Origin of the sequence: Amycolatopsis albidoflavus, from assembly GCF_039525725.1 — a bacterium.
GTDB lineage: Bacteria > Actinomycetota > Actinomycetes > Mycobacteriales > Pseudonocardiaceae > Amycolatopsis > Amycolatopsis albidoflava.
Map to the genome: position 1 here is coordinate 343,038 of NZ_BAAAHV010000009.1, position 20,356 is coordinate 363,393.

Sequence of the window (20,356 nt, forward strand, 5' to 3'; positions counted from 1 at the left end):
GTCTCATTCTAAGTATGATTCAATCTAAGTAAGATCCGATCATACTTAGATGAGGTCGAGCTTATGGTGGCGTTTCAGGGGCGCACGAACGATCTCGCGCTGCTTGAACGGCAGCTTCGCCTGGTCCGGGACGCCGCCGCGACCACCCCCGGTCAGGCGGTGATCGTCACCGGCCGTCGGCGGGTGGGCAAATCCCGGCTCGTCCAGGAGTTCTGCGACCGCTCGGGGGTGCCGTATCTGATCTTCCAGGCATCCCGCGGTCGCAATCCGGCCGCGGAGCGCGCCGACTTCGCCGGCGCGCTCGCCGAGTCAGCCCTGCCCGGCGCGGATCTGGTCGCCGGGGCGCTTGGCACTGACTGGAACCAAACCCTGCGCGCGCTGGCAGTCGCGCTGCCCGACGAAACTCCCAGCATTGTCGTCCTGGACGAGGTGCCGTGGCTGGTCGAGCAGGACCGTGAGTTCGAAGGCGCCCTCCAGACTGTCTGGGATCGGTACCTGTCGGCCAAGCCGGTGCTGCTCTTGCTGGTCGGAAGCGACCTGTCGATGATGGAGTCCCTCCAGGAGTACGGCCGTCCCTTCCACGGCCGTGCTGCCCGCATGCTGGTGCGCCCCCTCGACCCGGCCGACGTCCAGCGGATGACCGCACTAGAGCCGGCGGAGGCCATCGACGCGTTTCTGATCACCGGCGGTTTCCCGGAGATCGTCCAGCGTTGGAGCCCGGGCACCAGCCGTACCGCGTTTTTGCGCGACCAGCTCGCCGACCCGCTTTCCCCGTTGCTGATGGCGGGAGAACTGTCCTTGCTCGGTGAGGTTCCCGAACCGTCGCACAGTCGCTCGGCCCTGGAGGCGATCGGTACGGGCGAACGCACCTTCGGAACGATCGCCCATCGAATCGGGGCAGGCAACCCGATCCCTTCCGGCACCCTCGCCCCGATCCTGAACACCCTGACGGCCAAGCGCATCGTCGCCGTCGACACTCCGCTGGCCACCCGTCCGGACACCAAGAACAAGCGTTATCGGATCGAGGATCCGTACTTGCGGTTCTGGCTGGCGTTCCTGCAGCGCGGCATTGCCGAGGTCGAACGCGGCCGCGGCGACTTGGTCGCGGCGCGCATCGAAGCGTCTTGGCCGTCCTGGCGCGGCCGCGCCGTCGAGCCGGTCGTGCGGACGGGCCTTGAACGGCTCCTGCCCGACGACCGGCTGCCCGGCGCGGACGTCGTCGGCGGCTGGTGGAACCGGCAGAACAACCCGGAAATCGACCTGGTCGGCGCCGACCGGGACCGGCCCGCCGCCACTCGCATCGCGTTCACCGGCTCCATCAAGTGGCTGGAGACCGAACTCTTCGGCAAACGCGAGTGGGAAAGCTTGCTCGCCGGATCCATGTCGATCCCCGGACGTGATCACACGACGCCCTTGATCGCGGTGTCCCGCAACGGCATCGAAGACGGACTGCCGCTGGCCGCGTCGTTCGGTCCCGACGAGATCATCGAGGCATGGCGGCGCTGAGCGCACGGGTCCGAGCGGTGCAGCGGTAACGCACCACCGGCCGACCGCGACTTGCCAGAACAGCCCGCTCGAACAGGAGGGCGCGATGGCGAGTACCCGCCTTATTGCCGGAGTCGGTGCCTTGGTGTTCGTTATCGCGGCTACGGCCACGGTCACCTACGTCGTCGCGAAACCGAATGCGACGGCGTTGATCTCTCCTGCGTCGGTCCCGCTGCCTAAGAACACATTCGTGCTGACCGGGATTCTCACGATCGAAAGCGGCCCGTCAGGGGTGCGATCGACCGGTGCCGGAGGGACTGACTCCGACTGCCAAGGGACGGGCGGGTACTCGGATCTCACGCCCGGAACTGCCGTCAAGGTGTCCGATCGATCAGGCCAGGTGGTCGCAACTGGTTCGATCACCAGCGGACAGGTGCGAACTACCTATTTCGACGGCCAGAACGTCGTGACTGGCTGCCAGTTGGGATTCACCGTCAACGATGTCCCCGACGGCCTGCCGTCCTACGTGCTGACAGTTTCCCATCGCGGGGACCAGTTCCTGACGGCCGATCAGGCACACGCGCCGATCACTCTCACCATCGGGGGCGGGTGACCCGGCAGCCTCAGGCCATCCGTCTTCTTGGGGACATTTCCGTGGCACGCGGTCGATATGGATCGTTGAACCGCATGCCGTGCCGCTGGTCAGGGCCTGAGAGTGGGGCCGGAGAGACTCGAACTCTCACTGGCACGGACCTAAACCGTGTGCCTCTGCCAATTGGGCTACGGCCCCCAGGAACCAGGTGTGATCGTAGCGCGCGCCACGTTCGGGTCGGCTCGGCGTGGCCAGTCGCCGTTGCGCGGGGGTTGTCCTCTACCGTGGACCGCCTACAGTCCGACTGCGGCGAGGAGGGCACGTGGCTCGCGACCCCGAGACCATCGAGCGTGAGATCGAGCAGGCGAGGACCGCTTTGGCGGCGACCCTCGACCAGCTGGGCACGAAGGCCAATCCGCAGAAACTCGCCGAACAGGCGAAGGACGGCGTGCGCGCGAAGCTCGACAACCCGAAGGTCAAGTACCCGCTGATCGGGGCTGGCGTGCTGGTGGCCGTGCTGCTGGTGCGGAAGCTGTTCCGCTGACGGTTCGCCTCCCGCGCTGACGACCCCGGGTCCTCGCTGGTTCGAGGCAGGCGGCCGGGCGCGGTTCCGACCTGCCTGAGCGGCTTCCTGCGGCCTCAGCGACTTGCCTGGGGCTTCCCCTGGTGCGCCGGTACGAGGCGCGGCGCAGATCCGTGATTACCCCGCGTCGCCGCTCGGGCGGGACTGCTCGGCGGCGCGTGATCCGCCGAATACTGGCTGTTTCGTCCCCGGATGGCGGATCGACAGCCTTGATCGTCACGGCGGGTTAACTTCGTGAGAAGTGCCACTGAACCCGGGGTCACTCATTCGGCGGTCGCCCGCCTGGGTCGCTTTGGCGGAGCACGTTCGCCGTATTGGGCTACCCCGCCTGGGTGACGCGTCGGTTTTATCCCGCTGTACTGGGCTTAGCCGACTATTCGCGGGCCCGGTCAGCAGAGGGGTGCCGACACCGGCTCCGGACGTCGTACGGCTGCATCTGCGCCGTGGTTTGAAGGTCCGGGCTGGCCGGTGGAAGGGCACGACGGTCGCTGCGGGCGTTCGGTGTTCAGAGCTAACCCGGTGCGAGGTCCTGAGCGGGGAACACGGGCGTCAGGAACGAGGTCTCGCCGGAGACTGAACCCCGAACGTCCGGCGTCGCAGGGCGGCGGGCCGGTCAGTGCACACTGAACAAGCCCGCGAACGGAGCCAAACAAGCCGCGCGATTAGCGCGAGGCAAGCCCGCGAACAGCGTGAGGGCAAGCCTCCGAACGGCGCGACGGGCCCGCGCACACCGAACAAGCCCGCGAAAAACGCGGGCCGCGGGAAAGAAAAACTGCAGGTCAGGCGCGTGCGACCGGCGGCGTGGCCGACGCGCCGGCTGTCACACCGGGGCGGCTCGTTTCGTCGGGCTTGCGGTCTTCGACCTCTTTCGGGAGCTGCTTGCTCGGCGGCAGCGCCGGTTTCGCGGGCTGCTCGGGGGCCTTCTCCGCAGCGGGCTTCGCAGCGGCAGCGGGAGTGGCAGCAGCAGAAGCGGCAGCCGAGGCAGAGGCCGTGGTTGAGGCAGGAGCCTCAGCCTTGCCGGAGTCCGCAGCAGCGGCCTTCGCTCCGCCGGACGGCGGGATTTCCAGCGGCTCGATCTCCGGCAGCGTCAGGCGGGCGGCCATGTACGCGCTGGTGAACTCCAGTGCGTTGCCGTTCAGCAGGTGCACGACCGTGGGACGCTCGTTCGGGGCGAGCTTCTCCACGAGCTGGTCGGCCCGGTCGCGGGCGGCGATGATGCCCGGCGCCTTGCCGGTCAGCTCCTTGCCGCGGCCGCTGACGGTGATCGTCCAGTCGTCGTTGTCGTGCTTGTAAGTCGCCGTGATCGTTTCCACCACTGCCTCACCCCTCTCGTCATCAGCATGCGTCACAGGTCGAGACCCGGCCACCGCAAACTCATGACGCGATTCCTGCTTGCCGGCCGCTGGCGCGACACTCAGTGTGTCTTTCTACCGTGTCATCGATACCGCAAGAAAACTCTGTGTCACAAGTAACGGGACGAGATGTGCGCTGAGTGACGACCGAATGGCCTAATGCACGGTCATCTTCACGTGCACGTCAGATAGCTCGCTGTGACAACCCGGCCCACAGCAGATCCATCGCGTACTCGGTGGCCTTCTCCGGGGTCACCTCCGGGAAGCGCTCGCACCAGATCGCCAGCCGCTCGCAGGCTCCGACGACGAACTCGGCCGAGGCTTCCGCGCGCAGGGTGTCCTCGCTGTCGAAGTAGCCGCTCATCAACGCGGTGATCAGGTCCGTCTGCTGGCGGCGGGTTTCCTCGATCTCGTCCGCGGCGGGGGTGCCGATTAGGGCCATCTCGTGCCGCAGCAGAGACCAGGCCTGGCGACGCTCGCGGATGAAGACGAAGAAGGCCAGCAAGCCGCGCCGCAGCGCCTCCTGTGCCGAGTCCGCGCCGACGATCGACTGCTCAGTGGCCTCTTGCAGCGCCGCCCGCGACTGCCGGATGCACGCCAGCAGCAGGCCCTCTTTCGAGTTGAAGTACTCGTACAGCATCGGCTTGGACACGCCGACCAGTTCCGCGATCTCGTCCATCGACGCCATCGCGTAGCCGCGCTCGCCGAAGACCTGCTCGGCGATCTCGATCATCTGCCGTTCCCGTTCGGCTCGGGGCATGCGCTTGCGCTTGGCGGTGGTCATGCCGCACACTCTACCGCCAGTAACCTACTCCGAGTAAGCTGGACTTCGGGTAACAGTTAACGGGAGGACGCATGGGCAACCGCACCGAGACCGGCGTGATCGTGGTCGGCACCGGGTTCTCCGGGCTCGGCATGGCGATTCAGCTGCGCAAGGACGGCCGCGACGACTTCGTGGTGCTCGAGAAGGCCGAGGACGTCGGCGGAACCTGGCGCGACAACAGCTACCCCGGTTGCGCGTGCGACATCCCGTCGCACATGTACTCCTTCTCCTTCGAGCAGAACCCCGGCTGGTCGCGCGCGTATTCGCCGCAGCCGGAGATCTACCAGTACATGCGCGGGGTCGCGGACAAGTACGACCTGCGCCGCTTCATCCGCTTCGGCCAGGAGATGACCGGCGCGCGCTGGGACGCCGAGGAGAACCGCTGGCACGTCAGCACCCGCGGCGGCGACGAATTCGTGGCTCCGGCGCTGGTCGCGGGCGTCGGCGCGCTGCACCGGCCGATGATCCCGGACCTGCCGGGCATCGAGCGGTTCCAGGGCCGCGCGTTCCACTCCGCCGAGTGGGAGCACGACTTCGACTTCGCCGGCAAACGCGTCGCGGTGGTCGGCACCGGGGCGAGCGCGGTCCAGTTCGTGCCGAAGATCGCGCCGGAGGCGGCCGAGCTGACGTTGTTCCAGCGCACGCCGCCGTGGGTGATGCCGAAGGCCGACCGCGACATGCCGGGCTGGCTGCGCGGGCTGTTCCGCGCGGTGCCGCCGGTGCAGCGGCTGTACCGGAATTTCCTTTACTGGACGCTGGAAGCGCGCGCGATCGGGTTCAACGGCCAGCCGTGGATCATGAAGGTCGGGCAGCGGCTCGCGAAGAGCAACATCGACCGCGCGGTCTCGGATCCGCAGCTGCGCGCCAAGCTGACCCCGGACTACACCATGGGCTGCAAGCGCGTGCTCATCTCGAACGACTACTACCCGGCCCTCGCCCGCGACAACGTCGACGTGGTCACCGACGGCGTGGCCGAGGTGCGCGAGCACAGCGTCGTCGACAACGCAGGCGTCGAGCACGAGGTGGACGCGATCGTCTACGGCACCGGATTCCACGTGACCGACGCGTTCGACAGCCTGGAGATCGTCGGCCGCGACGGGCGGAACCTCGCGAAGGAGTGGGCGACCGAGGGGATGCGGACGCACCTCGGGATCACCGTGAACGGCTTCCCGAACCTGTTCTTCCTGCTCGGCCCGAACACCGGGCTGGGCCACAACTCGGTGGTCTTCATGATCGAGGCGCAGATTTCCTATATCGCGCAGGCGTTGCGGCTGGCCGGCGGCCGGGCGCTGGACCCGCGCGAGGAGGTGCAGGAGCGGTTCAACGCCGAGATGCAGCGGAAACTCGACAAGGGCATCTGGACCCAGGGCGGCTGCAAGAGCTGGTACCTGGACGCGAAGGGCGTGAACCGGACGCTGTGGCCGGGATTCACCTGGCGGTACTGGCTGGACACCCGGACGGTGCGGCGGGAGGACTACGAACTGCTTGGGTGAGCTGGCACGAGGGGGACTTTCGCGACGGGGGATGGCGTCGCGAGGGTCCCCCTCGTGGTCTCGGTGGCAGTCCACAGTGGACTGCCGGGTACGAGGGGAACCTTCGCGGCAGGGGAGGAGTCGCGAAAGTTCCCCTCGTAGTACTGGGGGCGGCAAAACGGCAGCATTGAACAGGGAGCGGGCGCTCCACAGTGGACGCGGGCAAGGCAGCGTTGTCGTTGAGCGGGAAGAAACCTGCGCGGACGAGTGCGCGCGGAGGTTGAGCAGAACGAGGGGGACTTTCGCGGCAGGGGAGGAGTCGCGAAGGGTCCCCCTCGTGGTCTGTGGGCGCGGGTCAGGCGGGAGCGAGCTTGCGCAGGTGCGAAACCAGCTCAGCCGTCGGAAGGCCGCAGAGTTCGGCCATCCGCTCCAGTGCGGCGAAGTCGAACGACACCTCGTCGGTCGAGGCGCTCGCCGAAGCGGGCTGGCCCGAAGCGGCGGGAGCGGAAGTGCTTGACGTGCTTGAGGATCCGGGTACCGCGACCGGCGGCCGGGCGGCGGCGCTCGCGCGGGCGGGCGACCCCGGCATCGCGACTCCGTTCTGCCGCAACCGTCCTTCGGCCCAGCGCCGCAACGGAGTCAGCTCCGGACCCGCCTCCGCGACAACCCGGCGCAGGTCCACGCGGACCCGTCCCGGTTCCTCGGTGAAGACCCGGCTGTGCACCTTCGCCAGCAAATCCTGCGGAAGCTCGTCCATCGCCACGCACAGTTCGACCAGGCGCACCACGGAACACTGCCGGGTGCCCAGTTCGTACGTCGCCAGCGTCTGCAGCGAGATTTCGCTCTGCAGATGCGCGTTCAGCTCTTTGCGCGTCCATCCCCGGCCACGCCTGAGCTTGCGCAGCTCGTCTCCCAGCACTCGCTGGTAGTGCTCAGCGTCGATCACGGCCCCTGCCCCTCAACCAACTTCGCGGACGCGGGCTTGCGTCCCGATGGTGAAAGGGCCGAAGCGGCCGCTCATTACGCGGGTTTCGGGAAGATTTTCGACTTTCCCCGAATGGAGCAACGCGTCAGTTGACGCAGGGCACTCCATCAGCGGTGATCGGCTGCTCGTCGCTGCCCGGACCCGAGGGCGTCGCCGGGGGCGCGGCCTGCTGTGCCGGAGGAGCTTGCGCGGCACCGGTTCCGCTCGAGGCGCCAGCGGAAGGCTGGTAGTCCGAACCGAGGAACACCTTCACGTGGCCCTTGGGCACGCTCTTGTCTTCCTGCACCGTCGCCTTGGTGCCGAGCGCGTCGGCGACCGCCTGCCCGGCCGCCTCGCCGCCGCTTGGGACCCAGATCACAGTCGTCTTCCGCGAGGACGCGTTGTCCGTGTCGCCCGCGGTGAAGCCCTTGTCCACCAGTTGCTTCGACACGGTCGCCGCGAGACCGGTGCGGTCCGAGGCGTTGCGCACGTCGACCGTCGTGTCCTTATGCGACTGGTCCGGCTTCTGCTGCTGCTGTTGGGCCGGGGCGCCGTCGGGTCCGGTCTGCGGACCGGCGAGGCCCTGCACGAACGCCTTCACCTTCGCCGGGTCGACCTTGACCGCGACGCCGTCGTTCGGCGTGCGGTACTCGACGTTGTCGACCGGGATGGTGCGGAACTCCAGCTGTCCGCCGGTGAGGCCCTTCATCTGCTGGGCGAAGCTGAAGATGTCCCAGTTCTGGTTCAGCACCACGGACTTCTTGATGGCGTCGACCAGAGCGTTGAGCTTGGACGGGTCGGTCAGCGTTCCCGCCGACAGGATCTTGCGCGCCATGCCCGCCATGAACACCTGCTGGCGCACCACCCGGTCGAGGTCGCCGCGCGGCAGCCCGTGCCGCTGCCGGACGAACTCCAGCGCCTCCACCCCGGCGATGGTGTGCTGGCCCTTGGTGAAGTTCGCGCCGGAGTAGTCGTCGTCGACGTTGTTGTTCAGGCACACGTCGACGCCGCCGACGGCCTTCGTGATGTCGCTGAAGCCGAGCAGGTTGATCGCCGCGTAGTTGTCGATCGTGGACCCGGTCAGCTCCTGGATCGTCGAGATCAGCAGCTTCGCCCCGGCCTGGTTGGCCTTGACGTCGAGTTCCTTCGGATCGGTGACGCCCTGGGCCTGCAGGTCCTTGCGCGCCTGCAGCATCGCCCTCGCGTACGCCGAGTTGATCTTGTGCTTGCCGTAGCCGGGGATGTCCACGTACGAGTCGCGCGGCAGCGACATCGCGACGGCCTTGCTGCCGTCGTTCGGGATGTGCACCAGGATCAGCGTGTCGGTGTTCAGCTCGCCGTCCGATTCGCCCGCGCGCAGCTGGGCGAGCAGTTCCGGCGACAGCGGGTTGCCCTGGGCGTCGGTGCGGCTGTCGAGGCCGACCAGGAGGATGTCGCGGGCGCCGTCGGCTGGTTTGTCGCCGCCCGCGCCCTCGCCGATCACGTCGGAGTAGCTCAGCCCGTTGACCAGCCCCTGCAGCGACGCCCACGCGTACCCGGTGAGCCCCATGACCAGCAGCGACACCACCGTGAGAGCGATTTTCGCGCCGCGCAGCCCGCCGCGGCGGGACCGTCCGGCGCGGTTGCGCGGCGGTGGTCCGGGACGACGAGCCGGCCCTTGCGGTTCGCGTCGCGAGCGGGGCGGTGGCCCGGGCCGCCGCGCCGGTCCCCGGCCGGGCTGGTCCTGCCACGAGCGGGCGGGGCGGCGATCGCCTTGCCCGTTCCGAGGCGGGTAGTCCACGCGGTCGGCTCCTTCTCGTCGTTCTGGTCGTCCGCTTCTGAAGACGCATGGTGCCGGGCGGGGGTTGCGAAGGATTCGCACCTCCCCCGGACGGTGTGGCGCGCACCACCTATCGTCCGGTATCCGAAGCATTTTCGCCCGGTCGGCGGTACGCGTGTCGCGGGTCAGGGCGCGGCGGCGGCCTGCCTTCTCGTCGGCACCATGCACGTACCGGCTCCGACCAGGGCGAATACCGCGGTGAGGGTGTGCAGGACGACGACCGCCGAGCCGTGCGTCTCACCGCCGGCGGCAGCCACTAGCGACGGCACACAGGTCAGCGCGGCGGCGAACCACGTCGCGGCCGAGGTCGCCGCTCCGCCGGTCCGGACCGCGTGCAGCAGCAGGACGCCGAGGAGCAGGTGCACGAGGCTCTGGACCGGGTCCAGCCGCAAACCGAGCACGTCGGCGTCCGCGGCTTCCGCGCCGAACCGGGCCAGCGCGAGACCGAACACGCCGAGCGTCGCGTATCCGATGCCCAGCGCGGCGGCCGCGCGAGTGAGCAGCACCGGACGGCGGCCGGTCGGGGTGTACGGAAGCGGCGCGGCCGGTGCCTCGGTGCCGGGCTTGCCGGGGTGTCGCTCGAACCACCAGAAGACCAGCGCCGCGGGCACCAGCAACAGCGCCACCGCGGCGAGCATGCGCGGACGCAGCAGCCAGCTCAGGCCGTTCGCGATCGGCCCTGGCAGGTAGACCACGGCGACGAGCAGCAGCATCGCGGCCAGGAACGCCAGATACAGGCTCATCGGGGCGCGCAGCATGAGCGCGGCGGTGCGGGTGACGCGGTCGCGTGCGGCCCAGCGACGCAGCGGTGTCGCGAGGAGCCCGATGAGGCCGAGTTGCGACACACCCAGCAGCAGCACGGTCCACGGCCTCGCGGACAACGCGGCAGGCGCGCCCGGGTTGCCGAGCAACACCGGCGAAGCGTCGAAGGCGAACACTGCGACCGCGAGGGCCGCGACGCCGCTTACGGCGGCTACAGCGAGCACTGCGCGGCGAAGCCGGACGCCCTCTGCGTACGCGAACGCGACCTGCTGCGCGAGGAGCGCTAAGGCGAGCGTGGCGGCGTAGCGCGGCCAGGACACGTCCGTCCAGCTCGCGGCGAGTTCTCCGGCTACGACGACTGCGGTCAGCGCCGCGACCGACCACAGCCGCGTGCGGCGGTAGAGCGCGAGCAGCATCGGCGCGCCGACGACGGTCAGCAGGTAGACGCCCAGCAACCACAGCGGGTGCAGCGCGATCCGCATGACGGTGGCGTTGGTTCCGGCCGGGATGCCCAGCAGCTCCAGCGCCAGCGGCACGATCAGGGCGACCACGGCGAAGATCAACGCCGGACGCAGCAGCGGGCTGGACCGCTCGGCCAGGTAATGCCGGTAGCCGCGGTCGCGTTCGGCCCGCCAGCCAGCCGCGTTGGCGAGCCCACCCGCGAAGAAGAGCAGTGGCGTGAGCTGCGCGAGCCAGGTCAGCGGCCACCAGGTGGCTTCCGGCGCGCCCGCCCAGTCGGCCAGCGCGGTCGCCGATTCGCCGACCATCAGCGCCACGGCGCCGGCGATGCCGAGCACCGCCCATGGCCGGGGGACGCCGCGGGGCAGGCGCGGACGCGGAGTCGTGCGGCGGGCGGTGTGCCAGCCGCGCAGGCGCATCACGAGCAGGCAGCCGATCACCAGCACGCCGGCGACCATCGGGCCGATCGGGTCGCCGACCGGCGGGCCCCAGCGCTGGTGCCACGAGTTGACCACCAGCCCGCCGGTGAACACCGACGCGACCAGCTGGCAGGTGCGCTCGGAGTTCATCGGGTTCAGCTCGCAGGTGCGGTGCATGTCCTGCTCCAGCCGGTCGTCGAGCGACGCCCGGGCGGACTGGTCGAGCGGGTGGCCCTTGTCGTTGGCGTAGCGGAGCAGGTCGTAGCCGAGGTCGTGCGCCTTGCACGGGACGGAGAAGTCCCACTTCGTGTTGTCGTCGCCCCACGGGGCCGAGCAGCCGCCGTCGAGGTGCGCCGCGCGGACGGTGCCATCGCGGGCGGGCAGCGGGCCGGGCTTCACGCCGGTGACCGCGGTGAAGTCCTTGGGCAGCAGCGCCAGCGCGGTGGCCTGGCCGTCGGGGTGGGCGAGCGCGGCGACGGCGTTCCGCGCCGCGAGCACGCCGCCGGTCGGCGGGCCCTGGTCGGGCGGGGACGCGGGCCGCGAGGCGATCAGGCCGAACCCGAACACCACGAGCAGGACGAGCAGCAGCCAGCCGGACGTCGACCAGGGTCGGCGAACGCGAACGGCGGCCGGGGCACGGTCGTCGGTGGCTGGCATGCGCTCCAGGGTGCCAGCCCGGCACCCGACGCGGGAGGCGGCTGTCCCCCTCACCCGCGCGGGGGGTAACCCCCGGGGTGCGGCGGATTGCTCTCGGCGCACCGGACGCCACGGTGGGTGCGGTCGACCCGCCCATTGAGGTTCTCTCAGCAGCGGGCGGGAGGTCTTGCCCGTGTCGACGGGCCCGGCACCCGAGGCCCGCAGCGTCGAGGCCCGGCGCCGTCGAGGTCCGTGAGGGGAACCCTGGGGGAATCAGAGTCCCCCAGGGTTCCCCTCACGGACCTTCGCGGGTACGCAGCCGCACGGTCCGCGGCCGGGTGCGGGGCCGGTGCGGGTCGAGGGGTGGACGGAGCGCGGTTGAGTCCGATGCGGTCGCGAGGGATTTTCGGTCCTCGGCCAACCGGGTTCGCCCGGCCCGGCGGCTTTCGTTCCTTCCCGAAAACCGGCGGTCGCGGTTAGCGGTCCGGCGGGCAATTAACCCGGCGGCCCAATCCGGCGGCGGAACGGGGTGCGCGCCGTTGCGCACAGTTGCTGAATCGGTTTCGCGATTAATCGAAAACAGTGCCGGTGATCGGAATTGTTGATCACTCCGGAGGCGGATTCGCATCCGCGAAGCGCACCTGGTTCCGGCCGCCTTCCTTCGCGGTGTAGACGGCCGCGTCGGCGGCTTGCAGCAACTGTTCCAGTGTCGTTCCGTTCACCCCGAGCAATGCGACGCCGATCGACCCGGTGCGCCCGGTGATCAATGCCGAACCGCCGCGTTTGTCGGTCGTCACGATGCGCTGATCGGCGATTGCGGTACGGATCCGTTCCGCGGTCACCTTCGCCGCAGTGGTGTCCGCGTCGGGCAGCAGGATCAGGAACTCCTCGCCGCCGAAGCGGCCGATGATGTCCTTGGGACGCGTTATCTCGTCGAGAGTTTGCGCCACCGTGCGGAGCACGTCGTCGCCCGCCGGATGGCCGTACGTGTCGTTGATCCACTTGAAGTGGTCGAGGTCGATCATCAGCAGCGCAAGGGATTCCCCGCCGCGCGCGGCCCGCGCCAGCGCGCGTTCCGAGGACTCCGACCACCCGCGCACGTTGAAGATCCCGGTCTTCGGATCGGTGCGCGCTTCGGACTGCAGTTGGTTGATTTCCGCCAGCCGGTTGCCCAGCACCGTGATGAGCACGAGGATCACGATCGCCGGCGGGATGTTCACGAGGAGGATCGTCGCGATGGTGCCGAGGCTGATCGTCGACAGCTCCAGCAGGTTGTCGTCCTTGGTGCCCAACACGTTGCGCAGGGTGGGCGCGGACGTGCCGCCGAGCGCGAGCAGCCCGCCGATCACGATCGCCTGCAGCGCCGCGTAACTGAACCCGACGAGCATCAGGATCCCGAAGACCTGCAACGAGTTCGCGGGCGAAAGCCGGGCCAGTTCGGCGGACGCGAAAGTCTGGTACAGGTGGTGCGCCAGCAATGCCGACACCGCATGCGTGAACGAGGTGAACACGAACTTGTGCGGCGGTCGCCGGGAGTTGAACCACCGCTGGACGCGCAGCAGCGCGATCAGCAGCAGCGTCAGCGGGATCGGCAGCAGCAGCGCGGCCGGGAACACCCAGATGCCGGTCAGGTCGATGTGGACGGCGGTGACCCGGTTGCGCCGCCGTTCCTCTTGCCGCCGGGTGAGCTGGATGTGCACCGTCGCGCAGCCGGCGAGGATCGCGAACCGGCCCCAGTCCACGAAATCCGGGCTCGGCGACGTGACGACGCCGAAGGTCAGCAGCGCCACCGCGATCGCGTCCCAGGCGAGCAGGAACGCGATCATCCGGCGCGGTTTCGTCCAGAGATCCCAGGAGGGAATGGGGTTCCCGGCGATCAGCGCGCGCAGCCTTCCCGCGACGCCCTTCGCGGCGGGCGGTTCCTCCCCGGGCCCGCGGTCTTCACCGCGCGCCGGTTCGGTTCCGGGCATCGGGCCGTGCCTCCTCCGGTGTCGGATGCGGTTCCCGGACGGTTCCCGGTTCTGCGCCGTTATCAGTTGCCGGTATCATCTCACTCACCGACTTCGAACGCTGTATTCGGTCGTAGTCTCCGAACCCGGAGACGCCTTCCGCGACAACTGCTGCATCCATGAAGTAAATTGCGGAGGAGCGTCCCCGCCGTCCCCCCGAGTGAGGTGTTTTCCCGTGCGCGACCGCGAAGCGTGAATCGAGCTGTTGTCATTTTCCGATGAATTGTCAGCGAGCGGAGGTGAGCAGCTGTGCGTGACCGTGAAGCGTGAGTTCCGTGACCGATCCACGACGGATTCGTGACAATGCGAACGGAGGTGTGTTCCGTGCGTGACCGTGAAGCGTGAAAAGACTTCCCGTCCGGCGTACCCGGACCCATTCGGCCGGTGCCTCGACCCCGGCCACAGTTCCCTTCGGCAACCCACGATCAGGCCCCGGCCGCGACCGCGTGCCGCACCCGGGTCCACGAGAACGCGGTGGGGATCGCCAGAGCCACGCCGGCCAGCCCGGCCAGCGCGATGGCGGTGACGGCAGAACCGGTCGCCTGTGCGACCACCCCGCCGAGAGCCACCCCGATGCCTTGGGCCACGCGCAGCCCCGTGCGGTAGAGCCCGCCGGCGCCGCCGCGCAGTTCGTTCGGCACCCAGGTGGAGAACGTCGCGGTCACGGTGATGATGTAGGCGCCCATCGCACCGGCGAGCGCGAGCAGCACCAGTGCGACCACCAGATTCGGCTGCAGCAGGAACAGCGCGAGCAAGGCCAGCGACGTCGTCGCCAGCACTCCGAGCAGCCGCTGCCGGACCTCGGCGGACGCGAATTTCGACAGCAGATAGGCCCCGGCGACGAAGCCGAGCGGGTCGGCGGCGAGCAGCCAGCCGACCGCCGCGGACGGCGCGTTCAGCTGCTGGGCCAGCGGCGCGGCCAGCCCTTCGGGCACCACGGCCAGCCCCACGAGCCACGACAACGCGATCAGCACCCGCAGTTTGCGCTGCCCGAACACCCAGCGCGTCGCGGAGAACCAGGTGCTGTGGTCGCCGCCGGCAGCGGGCCGGTTGTGCACCCACACCCGCACGATCACCGCGGCCACCGCGAAACTCACCGCGTCGATCGCCAGCGCCCACGACGTGCCCACGGCCGTCACCAGCACGCCGCCGCCGGCCAGGCCGAGCAATTGCACGGTGTTGGTGGTGATCCCGCGCAGGTCTTGGCTGCGCAGGTACAGATGGTCGTCGGTGAACACCTCGCGGGTGATCGCGTTCTGCGCCGCGTTCGCGGGCGACGCGGCCAGTTGCACCGCGACGAGCAGCAGGCACAGAGCGGCCAGCGGCATTCCGGGCAGGCTCATCAGCCCCACGAGCACGGCCTGCGCGGCGGCACTCACGCTCAGCACGGCCCGTCGCGGATAGCGGTCGGCGAGGAAGGACAGCCCGAGCCCGCCGGCGAGCGCGGGCAGGAAAGTCAGCGCGTAGACGATCGCGGCCCACAGCGCGGAACCGGTGCGGTGGTAGACGAGGATGGACAACGCCACCTTCGCCAGCTGGTCTCCCGCGCTCGAGATGGCCTCTGCCGCCCAGAGCACGCGATACTCGACATTCCGCAGCGGCGCCGTCAGCCGAGAGGTCGCTTCGGTCGTCACGAGATGACCACTGCCCCCTCCCCGATCGAGTGAATGCGGCCGACCCGCATTCTGCCTTCGCCTGGTTCGCCCCTGGCCAGGAGTGTCACTGCTCCGGCCAGGGCATGCACCCTCAGTATGCCGCCGATCACACCAGGGTGAACAGTCGGGAAGAATCCGGTGGCCGGAACGCGGAGCCGTTCGGAGTGACCTGCCGCGGGGTACCCGTAGCACTGATCAGCTTTCCTCGTTCGGCGCAGCGCGACCACCGTTCGTCGCGATCGTCCGGTGCGACTGGGCCGAACGGTCCAACACTGGGAGAGACCCGGCGGAGCGAACGTCCTCGCGCCGGGCGCACCAGCGGGGAGTGAGCGTGGACAGACTGTTGCAGGACAAGGCCGTGGTCGTGACCGGGGCCGGGCGCGGGCTCGGGGAGGCGTTCGCCGTGCACGTCGCGCGCGCGGGCGGGGCCGTGGTGGTCAACGACGTGGACGCCGAACTGGCCGAGCGCACCGCGGCGACGATCCGCGACCATGGCGGGCGCGCGGTCGCGAACGGGCACAGCGTGGCCGATCCGGCGCAGGCGCAGGCGATCGTCGACCAGTGCGTCGCCGAGTTCGGCCGGATCGACGGGCTGGTCAACAACGCGGGGCTCAACTACGAGGCGCTGCCCTGGGAGGACGACGCGGAACAGGCCCGCCAGCTGGTCGAGGTGAACGTGCTCGGCGTGATGTACACCGGGCTCGCCGCGATCCGGGCAATGGTCGGCGCGGGCGGCGGCGGGTCGATCGTGAACATTTCTTCCGGCGCGTCGCTCGGGCAGCGCAAGCTCGGCGTGTACTCGGCGAGCAAGGGCGCGGTCGCGTCGCTGACCTATTCGTGGGCGCTGGACCTCGACGATTCCGGGATCCGGGTGAACGCGGTGTGCCCGGTGGCGCACACCCGGATGGTCTGGAAATCCGAGCGGGCGCTGCGCGCGTGCCCGCCCGAGCGGACGCCGGCGAAGATCGCGCCGCTCGTGCTGTTCCTGCTCGGCGAGGGATCGCACGGCATCACCGGGCAGATGATCCGGTGCAACGGGCCGCAGCTGCACGTGATGGGGCAGCCGTACCTGAAGCAGCCGATCCTGGAGCGCCCGGACTGGGACACCGAGACCGTGCAGCAGGCGTTCGACGAGGTGTTCTCCGCCCACCTGGAGAACTACGGACTGGAAAAGCGCGTGCCGCCGCGGCTGCGCAAGTGGTCCCGGCAGGCCTCGTGAGTGGCGACGCCGGTTAGGACCGGCATAGCCACTCACGAGACCTGCGGCCGTGCACGGGGCAAGCATGCAGTCACGGAGGCCGCGGCGGTCGCGTCGCCCGGGTGGGTGTCGTGAGTGGCGACGCCGGTTCTCACCGACCTAGCCGCTCACGAGGAGTAGAGCGAGGCGATGTCGGAGCCGTAGCGGTCGTTGATCACCCGGCGCTTGAGCTTGAGCGTCGGGGTGAGTTCGCCGGTTTCGGGTGTCCACGCGGTGGTGATCACGTGGTAGCGCTTGATCTGCTCGGCCCGCGCGAGCCTGCTGTTGGCTGATTCGACGGCCCGGGCGATCTCCGCCTGGACCGCCTCGTGCGCGGCGAGCGCGTCGATCCCCGCCGCTTCGACGCCGTTGGCCGCCGCCCAGCCGGGGGCGATCTCGTCGTCGAGCACGATCAGCGCGGTCACGTACGGCCGCGCGTCGCCGATCGCGACTGCCTGGCCGATCAGCGGGTGTTCCTTCAGCAAGCCCTCGATCCGGGTCGGCGCGATGTTCTTGCCGCTCGAGGTGATGATCAGTTCCTTCTTGCGGTCGGTGATCGTGACGTATCCGTCGTCGTCGATCGTGCCGATGTCGCCGGTGGCGAACCAGCCGTCGGCGTCGGTGGCCGGTTCGATCGTGCCGTCCGGCTGCAGGTAGCCGAGGAAGACGATCGGGCCGCGGACGAGCAGTTCGCCGTCCTCGCCGGTCTTCACCTCGACGCCGTCGATCGGGCGCCCGACGGTGCCCGCGCGGAACGCGTCGGCGCTGTTCGCGGTGGCCGCGCCGGTGGTCTCGGACAGGCCCCAGACCTCGCGGATCTCGACGCCAAGCCCGGCGAGGAAGTACAGCACCTCCAGCGGCAGCGCGGCCGCGCCGCTGGACGCGATGTGCAGCTGGTCAAGGCCGAGCAGGCCGCGCACCGGCGCGAGCACGGTCTCGTCGGTCTTCGCGATGCGCTCGGCTAGGTCAGCCGGCAGTTCCTCGCCCGCGCTGCGGAGTTTGTAGCCCTCTTGCAGGAGTTCGTTCGCCGAAATGAGCGCCTCGCGCCGGTCCTCGGGCACGCCGGCGAGCATGTTCTTCAGGCCCGCCACCATCTTTTCCCACACCCGCGGCACGCCGAAGAAGCTCTGCGGATGCACCTGGCCGAGCGCCGCGACCACGCCGGACGGATCGCCGACGGTGTGCACGTGGCCCGCCGCGACGATCGGGAGATAGATCGACAGCTCGCGTTCGGCGATGTGCGCGAGCGGCAGGTACGCGATGTTCGTGGGATGCATCGGAGCCTTGTGCAGCGTGTGCACGGCGATGCCCTCGTGGATCGCGTTGCGGTGCGACAGCACGACGCCCTTGGGGTCGCCGGTGGTGCCGGAGGTGTAGATCATCGCGAGCGGGTCGTCCGGGCGGATCGCCTGCCACGCTTGGTCGAACGCCTCGGGGTCGGAAGCGAGCGCGGCGCGGCCGGCTTCGCGGACGGCGGAGTACGCGACGAACCGGTCGTCGCCGTCCGGGATCACGGATTCGTCGATGACCACCACGCGGCGCAGCGCGGGCAGATCGTCGAGCACCGGCAGCCAGCGGGACAGCTCGTCGGCGCCGGCGAGGACGACGACCGGCGCGGCGCTGTGCCGGGCGACGTAGCGGATCTGCTCCGGGCTGAGCGTCGCGTACGCCGTGCACGGGATGGCCGCCAGGTGCACCGCGGCGAGGTCGGCGACCAGGTGGTCCGGCGAACTCGGGGCCATGATCAGCATCCGGTCGCCCGCGGCGAGGCCGAGCCCGGCGAGCCCGCGCGACACCTCGGCGATCGCGGTCCGGAACTCGCTCCAGGTGAGCGTCGGACGGCCTTCGAGATCGAGCGAGGTGAGCGCGGGCCGGTCCCCGTACTCGACGGCATTGCGCCGCAGCAGCGACGGGATGGTCTGGCCCTCGGCTTGTTCGGCGATCGACTGGGTCAACGCTGACCTCCTCCGGTGGTGCCTGGTCAGGTCACTGTAGGTCGTCGAAGCGGCGGCCGATAGAGAATCCCGGCCAGCCTCGGCGCTCGATAGACCGGCCCGCCTCCTGTTAGAAAGGGGGCGAACCGGGACCCGAGGAGCGTCGATGACCGAATCCGCTGTGCGCGGCCAGAGCCTTGCCGACGAGGCGGCCGCGCTCGACGCCGCCGACCCGCTCGCCGCGAAACGCGCGGAGTTCGACCTTGACCCGGAAGTCGCGTACTTCGACGGGAATTCTCTTGGCGCGCCGCCGAAACACGTCGCGGAGCGGCTGACCGAGGTGGTTCGGCAGCAGTGGGGGCGGCGGCTGATCCGCTCGTGGACCGAGGGCTGGTGGGAGGCTCCGCAACGGGTCGGCGAGCGGATCGCGCCGTTGATCGGGGCCGCCGCCGGACAGGTCGTGGTGGCGGATTCGACGAGCGTGGACCTGTTCAAGACGCTCGTCGCGGCGGTGCGGGCGAACCCCGGCCGCGACGAGGTGCTGGTCGACTCGGCGACTTTCCCCACCGACGGTTACGTGGCCGACCAGGCGGCCCGGCTTACCGGGCACACTGTGCGGCGCGTGCCGGTGGCGGAACTGCCCGGCGCGGTGAGCGAGCGGACGGCGGCCGTGCTCGTGAATCACGTCGATTACGTCAGCGGCCGGCTGCACGACATGCCGTCGGTCACCGAGGCGGTGCACGCGGCCGGCGCGCTCGCGGTGTGGGATCTCTGCCACAGCGTCGGCGCGATTCCGGTTCAGCTCGACGCGTGCGACGTCGATTTCGCGGTGGGTTGTACGTACAAATTCCTCAACGGCGGACCGGGGTCGCCCGCGTTCATCTATGTGGCACAGCGGCATCAGGCGGAATTCGATCAGCCGCTGGCCGGATGGGCCGGGCACGCGGATCCGTTCGGAATGGAACCGGGTTACCGCGGCAGCGCGGGGATCGCCCGCGCCCGGGCGGGCACGCCGGACATCCTGTCGATGCTGGCGCTCGACGCCGCGCTGGACGTCTGGGACGACGTCGACCTTTCCGTATTGCGCGCGAAAGGCTTGGCACTGGGCGATTTCTTCTTCCGGTGTGCGGACGAACTGCTGCCGGGAGCCGACATTCCGACGCCGCGCGACCACGTTCGGGGACACCAGGTTTCGGTGCGCGACGCGGGCGGGCAGCAGACGATGGACGCGCTGCACGAACGCGGTGTCCTCGGCGATTTCCGGCCGCCGGACGTGCTGCGCTTCGGGCTGGCCCCGCTGTACACGACTTACGCCGAGGTGCTGCGGGCGGTGACCGTGCTGCGCGAGGTGCGCTGAAAAGAATTCGCGCAATGTCCCCGCGGATTCGCGGGGATCCGGCCGGATTCGCGGGTCCTGGGTGAACAATCGGTGTCGTGCTCGCCCCTTTGGGTGATCGACGGGGGCGCCGCGCGCTGCCCGGCGGGTATGCTCGGTGCCTGTTTTTTCGCGGGCCGGAGCCGACCGGGGAGCGGTACCGCCGGGCGAATCCGGGGCGGAAGGGGCCGAAATGATCGAGACCCGCGGTCGGGAAGTGCCGCTCTCGTATGTCGTGACCCTGCTCGTCGGCGTGGCTCTCGGCTTCCTGCTCGCGCGTTTCGGCGACTTCATCGGGCGCTATCCGGTCGAATCGACGCTGGTGGCGGTGCTGATCGCGGCCGTGGCCGTGCTGGCGTGGGCGTGCCGGGAGATGCTGCACGATCTGCTGCGGCGCGACCGTCCGGAGGTCGCTCCGGAAACGGAACCGACTCCGGTCCCGCGGCTTTCCGCGCACCGGCCGCCGAATGGCGTCCGGCGCTGAATTCCGGAAATCGATCTCGGTTTCCCGTTCGATTCCGCCGCTGATGCGGAAATGCGCATGAGTTTCCGGTGAGTTTTCGCGCGGGCCGGGTCGTGACCGACCTCACGCGCGGGCTCCCGGCGGACGGCGGCGCGGCCGGTGCGACCAAGGTCACGTCCGGTGGTGATCAGTTTTCCAAGCACCGCAGTGGGTTACTAGCAGGTAACAAGAGGATGACGGCAACGCGGGTCCGGACTTGACTCGCCCGTCCGGGTTGCTTACCGCCGTCGCGGGCAACGCAGACCACGGTGAACTGT

The 20,356-nt window shown here is 69.5% G+C and carries 15 protein-coding genes and 1 tRNA gene; 7 read left to right on the top strand and 9 right to left on the bottom strand.

Features of this window, described 5'->3' with window-relative positions; all coding sequences use genetic code 11:
* The first annotated feature begins 63 nt into the window (after positions 1 to 63).
* Both ABD156_RS13610 and ABD156_RS13615 read left to right on the top strand, forming a co-directional pair.
* Positions 64 to 1,506, top strand: coding sequence for an ATP-binding protein (locus ABD156_RS13610; RefSeq protein WP_344271675.1), 1,443 nt, complete (start codon positions 64 to 66; stop codon positions 1,504 to 1,506).
* Positions 1,507 to 1,591: 85 nt separating this feature from the next.
* Entirely contained in the window at positions 1,592 to 2,098 is a 507-nt protein-coding gene (locus tag ABD156_RS13615; RefSeq protein WP_344271678.1) for a hypothetical protein, read from the top strand.
* 103 nt (positions 2,099 to 2,201) lie between these two features.
* Here ABD156_RS13615 and ABD156_RS13620 read toward each other — a convergent pair.
* Positions 2,202 to 2,275, bottom strand: a tRNA-Leu gene (locus ABD156_RS13620).
* Positions 2,276 to 2,399: 124 nt separating this feature from the next.
* Here ABD156_RS13620 and ABD156_RS13625 point away from each other — a divergent pair.
* Positions 2,400 to 2,621 carry a DUF3618 domain-containing protein gene (locus tag ABD156_RS13625; protein WP_037358573.1) on the top strand — a complete coding sequence of 74 codons (222 nt, stop codon included), beginning with the start codon at positions 2,400 to 2,402 and terminating at the stop codon, positions 2,619 to 2,621.
* Positions 2,622 to 3,439: 818 nt separating this feature from the next.
* Here ABD156_RS13625 and ABD156_RS13630 read toward each other — a convergent pair.
* On the bottom strand, positions 3,440 to 3,976 hold the full coding sequence (locus tag ABD156_RS13630) for a hypothetical protein (protein WP_344271685.1): 537 nt from the start codon (positions 3,974 to 3,976) through the stop codon (positions 3,440 to 3,442).
* Between the two features lie 220 nt (positions 3,977 to 4,196).
* Entirely contained in the window at positions 4,197 to 4,796 is a 600-nt protein-coding gene (locus ABD156_RS13635; RefSeq protein WP_344271687.1) for a TetR/AcrR family transcriptional regulator, read from the bottom strand.
* 71 nt (positions 4,797 to 4,867) lie between these two features.
* On the opposite strand from ABD156_RS13635, the gene ABD156_RS13640 reads away from it, so the two are divergent.
* The gene (locus tag ABD156_RS13640; RefSeq protein WP_344271689.1) at positions 4,868 to 6,328 is read left to right on the top strand and encodes a flavin-containing monooxygenase; all 1,461 of its coding nucleotides are present in this window, start codon (positions 4,868 to 4,870) and stop codon (positions 6,326 to 6,328) included.
* Positions 6,329 to 6,662: 334 nt separating this feature from the next.
* Here the strand turns inward: ABD156_RS13640 and ABD156_RS13645 are convergent, their stop codons facing one another.
* The 5 genes from ABD156_RS13645 to ABD156_RS13665 form a co-directional block, all read right to left on the bottom strand.
* Positions 6,663 to 7,253, bottom strand: coding sequence for a helix-turn-helix domain-containing protein (locus ABD156_RS13645; protein WP_344271692.1), 591 nt, complete (start codon positions 7,251 to 7,253; stop codon positions 6,663 to 6,665).
* A gap of 124 nt (positions 7,254 to 7,377) precedes the next feature.
* Entirely contained in the window at positions 7,378 to 9,051 is a 1,674-nt protein-coding gene (locus ABD156_RS13650) for an LCP family protein (RefSeq protein ID WP_452039182.1), read from the bottom strand.
* 164 nt (positions 9,052 to 9,215) lie between these two features.
* Complete coding sequence (locus ABD156_RS13655; RefSeq protein WP_344271694.1) at positions 9,216 to 11,387, bottom strand: phospholipase A2; 2,172 nt, start codon at positions 11,385 to 11,387, stop codon at positions 9,216 to 9,218.
* Between the two features lie 584 nt (positions 11,388 to 11,971).
* A complete protein-coding gene (locus ABD156_RS13660) occupies positions 11,972 to 13,336 on the bottom strand; it encodes a GGDEF domain-containing protein (RefSeq protein ID WP_344271697.1) in 1,365 nt (454 codons plus the stop codon).
* Between the two features lie 464 nt (positions 13,337 to 13,800).
* Positions 13,801 to 15,009 (bottom strand): MFS transporter, encoded by a 1,209-nt coding sequence (locus tag ABD156_RS13665; protein ID WP_377927008.1) that lies wholly within the window; start codon positions 15,007 to 15,009, stop codon positions 13,801 to 13,803.
* 352 nt (positions 15,010 to 15,361) lie between these two features.
* Here ABD156_RS13665 and ABD156_RS13670 point away from each other — a divergent pair, with 352 nt between their 5' ends.
* Positions 15,362 to 16,249, top strand: coding sequence for an SDR family NAD(P)-dependent oxidoreductase (locus ABD156_RS13670; RefSeq protein ID WP_344271699.1), 888 nt, complete (start codon positions 15,362 to 15,364; stop codon positions 16,247 to 16,249).
* Between the two features lie 146 nt (positions 16,250 to 16,395).
* On the opposite strand, the gene ABD156_RS13675 is transcribed toward ABD156_RS13670, so the two are convergent.
* A complete protein-coding gene (locus ABD156_RS13675; protein WP_344271702.1) occupies positions 16,396 to 18,222 on the bottom strand; it encodes an AMP-dependent synthetase/ligase in 1,827 nt (608 codons plus the stop codon).
* A gap of 145 nt (positions 18,223 to 18,367) precedes the next feature.
* Here ABD156_RS13675 and kynU point away from each other — a divergent pair, with 145 nt between their 5' ends.
* Positions 18,368 to 19,558: a kynureninase gene (gene kynU / locus ABD156_RS13680; protein WP_344271705.1), complete on the top strand. Its 1,191-nt coding sequence runs from the start codon at positions 18,368 to 18,370 to the stop codon at positions 19,556 to 19,558.
* 211 nt (positions 19,559 to 19,769) lie between these two features.
* Positions 19,770 to 20,060, top strand: a complete 291-nt coding sequence (locus ABD156_RS13685; protein WP_344271708.1) for a hypothetical protein — start codon at positions 19,770 to 19,772, stop codon at positions 20,058 to 20,060.
* The last annotated feature ends 296 nt before the right edge of the window (positions 20,061 to 20,356 follow it).

Coding starts and splice junctions, on each gene's coding strand:
- kynU (WP_344271705.1), top strand. CDS start 18,368: ATGACCGAATCCGCTGTGCGCGGCCAGAGCCTTGCCGACGAGGCGGCC.
- ABD156_RS13685 (WP_344271708.1), top strand. CDS start 19,770: ATGATCGAGACCCGCGGTCGGGAAGTGCCGCTCTCGTATGTCGTGACC.
- ABD156_RS13655 (WP_344271694.1), bottom strand. CDS start 11,387: ATGCCAGCCACCGACGACCGTGCCCCGGCCGCCGTTCGCGTTCGCCGA.
- ABD156_RS13615 (WP_344271678.1), top strand. CDS start 1,592: ATGGCGAGTACCCGCCTTATTGCCGGAGTCGGTGCCTTGGTGTTCGTT.
- ABD156_RS13610 (WP_344271675.1), top strand. CDS start 64: ATGGTGGCGTTTCAGGGGCGCACGAACGATCTCGCGCTGCTTGAACGG.
- ABD156_RS13660 (WP_344271697.1), bottom strand. CDS start 13,336: ATGCCCGGAACCGAACCGGCGCGCGGTGAAGACCGCGGGCCCGGGGAG.
- ABD156_RS13635 (WP_344271687.1), bottom strand. CDS start 4,796: ATGACCACCGCCAAGCGCAAGCGCATGCCCCGAGCCGAACGGGAACGG.
- ABD156_RS13640 (WP_344271689.1), top strand. CDS start 4,868: ATGGGCAACCGCACCGAGACCGGCGTGATCGTGGTCGGCACCGGGTTC.